The sequence below is a fragment of the Chryseobacterium jejuense genome (assembly GCF_017877355.1).
GTDB classification, from domain to species: Bacteria; Bacteroidota; Bacteroidia; order Flavobacteriales; family Weeksellaceae; genus Chryseobacterium; species Chryseobacterium jejuense_A.
Genome location: NZ_JAGIPR010000027.1, coordinates 1 through 2,651, shown reverse-complemented (window position 1 = coordinate 2,651; position 2,651 = coordinate 1). Strand labels below are relative to the sequence as shown.

At 43.6% G+C, this 2,651-nt stretch carries 2 tRNA genes and 2 rRNA genes; all 4 read left to right on the top strand.

Features of this window, described 5'->3' with window-relative positions:
- Positions 1 to 337 precede the first annotated feature (337 nt).
- Positions 338 to 1,854, top strand: a 16S ribosomal RNA gene (locus tag J2772_RS24075).
- A gap of 216 nt (positions 1,855 to 2,070) precedes the next feature.
- A tRNA-Ile gene (locus J2772_RS24070) sits at positions 2,071 to 2,144 on the top strand.
- 99 nt (positions 2,145 to 2,243) lie between these two features.
- Positions 2,244 to 2,317, top strand: a tRNA-Ala gene (locus tag J2772_RS24065).
- 204 nt (positions 2,318 to 2,521) lie between these two features.
- A 23S ribosomal RNA gene (locus J2772_RS24060) occupies positions 2,522 to 2,651 on the top strand; the annotation flags it as partial.

Here is a 2,651-nt window from a genome sequence, read left to right as displayed (position 1 = left end):
GGACGAAAAAAAAAGCTTTTAATTTTATCAGATAAAATTTGTGAGTTAGAATAAAGTTCTTATCTTTGCAGTCCCAATTAAGGGAGCGCAGGAGTAGAGAGATTGAGGTTTTTGAAAGGGTTAAGGTTAGTTAAAAAAAACTTTAAAATTTTCTTTCGGAACACTTGGTCATATCAAAATAAATAATTACTTTTGCACTCGCAAATATGAAGCGCCACTGACAGAGAAGAGTGCTTCATTAAAAAGCGAAAGATATAAAGATCATTGACATACAATATAACAACCAAGTAAGGAAAAACTAAAGCGTTAAAAAACTTTGAGTGAGTCAGACAAACATACAATGGAGAGTTTGATCCTGGCTCAGGATGAACGCTAGCGGGAGGCCTAACACATGCAAGCCGAGCGGTAGAGTCTCTTCGGAGACTTGAGAGCGGCGCACGGGTGCGGAACACGTGTGCAACCTGCCTTTATCTGGGGGATAGCCTTTCGAAAGGAAGATTAATACCCCATAATATATTGACTGGCATCAGTTGATATTGAAAACTCCGGTGGATAGAGATGGGCACGCGCAAGATTAGATAGTTGGTGAGGTAACGGCTCACCAAGTCTGCGATCTTTAGGGGGCCTGAGAGGGTGATCCCCCACACTGGTACTGAGACACGGACCAGACTCCTACGGGAGGCAGCAGTGAGGAATATTGGACAATGGGTGAGAGCCTGATCCAGCCATCCCGCGTGAAGGACGACGGCCCTATGGGTTGTAAACTTCTTTTGTATAGGGATAAACCTAGATACGTGTATCTAGCTGAAGGTACTATACGAATAAGCACCGGCTAACTCCGTGCCAGCAGCCGCGGTAATACGGAGGGTGCAAGCGTTATCCGGATTTATTGGGTTTAAAGGGTCCGTAGGCGGATTTGTAAGTCAGTGGTGAAATCTCACAGCTTAACTGTGAAACTGCCATTGATACTGCAAGTCTTGAGTGTTGTTGAAGTAGCTGGAATAAGTAGTGTAGCGGTGAAATGCATAGATATTACTTAGAACACCAATTGCGAAGGCAGGTTACTAAGCAACAACTGACGCTGATGGACGAAAGCGTGGGGAGCGAACAGGATTAGATACCCTGGTAGTCCACGCCGTAAACGATGCTAACTCGTTTTTGGTTTTTCGGAATCAGAGACTAAGCGAAAGTGATAAGTTAGCCACCTGGGGAGTACGTTCGCAAGAATGAAACTCAAAGGAATTGACGGGGGCCCGCACAAGCGGTGGATTATGTGGTTTAATTCGATGATACGCGAGGAACCTTACCAAGGCTTAAATGGGAAATGACAGGTTTAGAAATAGACTTTTCTTCGGACATTTTTCAAGGTGCTGCATGGTTGTCGTCAGCTCGTGCCGTGAGGTGTTAGGTTAAGTCCTGCAACGAGCGCAACCCCTGTCACTAGTTGCCATCATTAAGTTGGGGACTCTAGTGAGACTGCCTACGCAAGTAGAGAGGAAGGTGGGGATGACGTCAAATCATCACGGCCCTTACGCCTTGGGCCACACACGTAATACAATGGCCAGTACAGAGGGCAGCTACACAGCGATGTGATGCAAATCTCGAAAGCTGGTCTCAGTTCGGATTGGAGTCTGCAACTCGACTCTATGAAGCTGGAATCGCTAGTAATCGCGCATCAGCCATGGCGCGGTGAATACGTTCCCGGGCCTTGTACACACCGCCCGTCAAGCCATGGAAGTCTGGGGTACCTGAAGTCGGTGACCGTAACAGGAGCTGCCTAGGGTAAAACAGGTAACTAGGGCTAAGTCGTAACAAGGTAGCCGTACCGGAAGGTGCGGCTGGAACATCTCATTTTAGAGCGTCTAAAAGACGATAAACAAAATTAGTATCGCAAGATACATGTACTTACTTAAAGTAAGGCTTTAGTTTTTTGTTTGGTTGGTTATATTAACAATACAAAACCCACTAGAAATTAGTAAAGGGATAGAGAGATTTTAGATTATAAATTATAGATTTTAGATTTAAATAATCATTTAAAATTTTCAATTTAAAATTTAAAATTAATAATGAAGTCTCGTAGCTCAGCTGGTTAGAGCGCTACACTGATAATGTAGAGGTCGGCAGTTCGAGCCTGCCCGAGACTACTAATTGAAGGGAATTATAGATTAAAAATTATATATTTTAGATTATAACGCATGTTTCATTTAAAATTTATAATCTAGGATTTAAAATTTCTACTAGAGGGGGAATTAGCTCAGCTGGCTAGAGCGCCTGCCTTGCACGCAGGAGGTCAAGGGTTCGACTCCCTTATTCTCCACAGTTTTGGAATACTGATTTAAAAGTTACGGATAGAGCCAAAAACAATATCTGTTCATCGGTAGGACAAGAAGACATTAAGATCATTGACATTAACGGTAAAGACATCACAAAGAGATAACCGAGCACTTTCGAGTGCCGAGTTTATAAAAATATCGATAGACGTAAGTTTATCAAAAAATACTGAACTAATATAATTATTAGGAAAGAAATCGTTAAGGGCGTATGGCGGATGCCTAGGCTTTCAGAGGCGACGAAGGACGTGGTAAGCTGCGAAAAGCTGCGGGGATTGGCACACACGAATTGATCCGCAGATGTCCGAATGGGGCAACCCG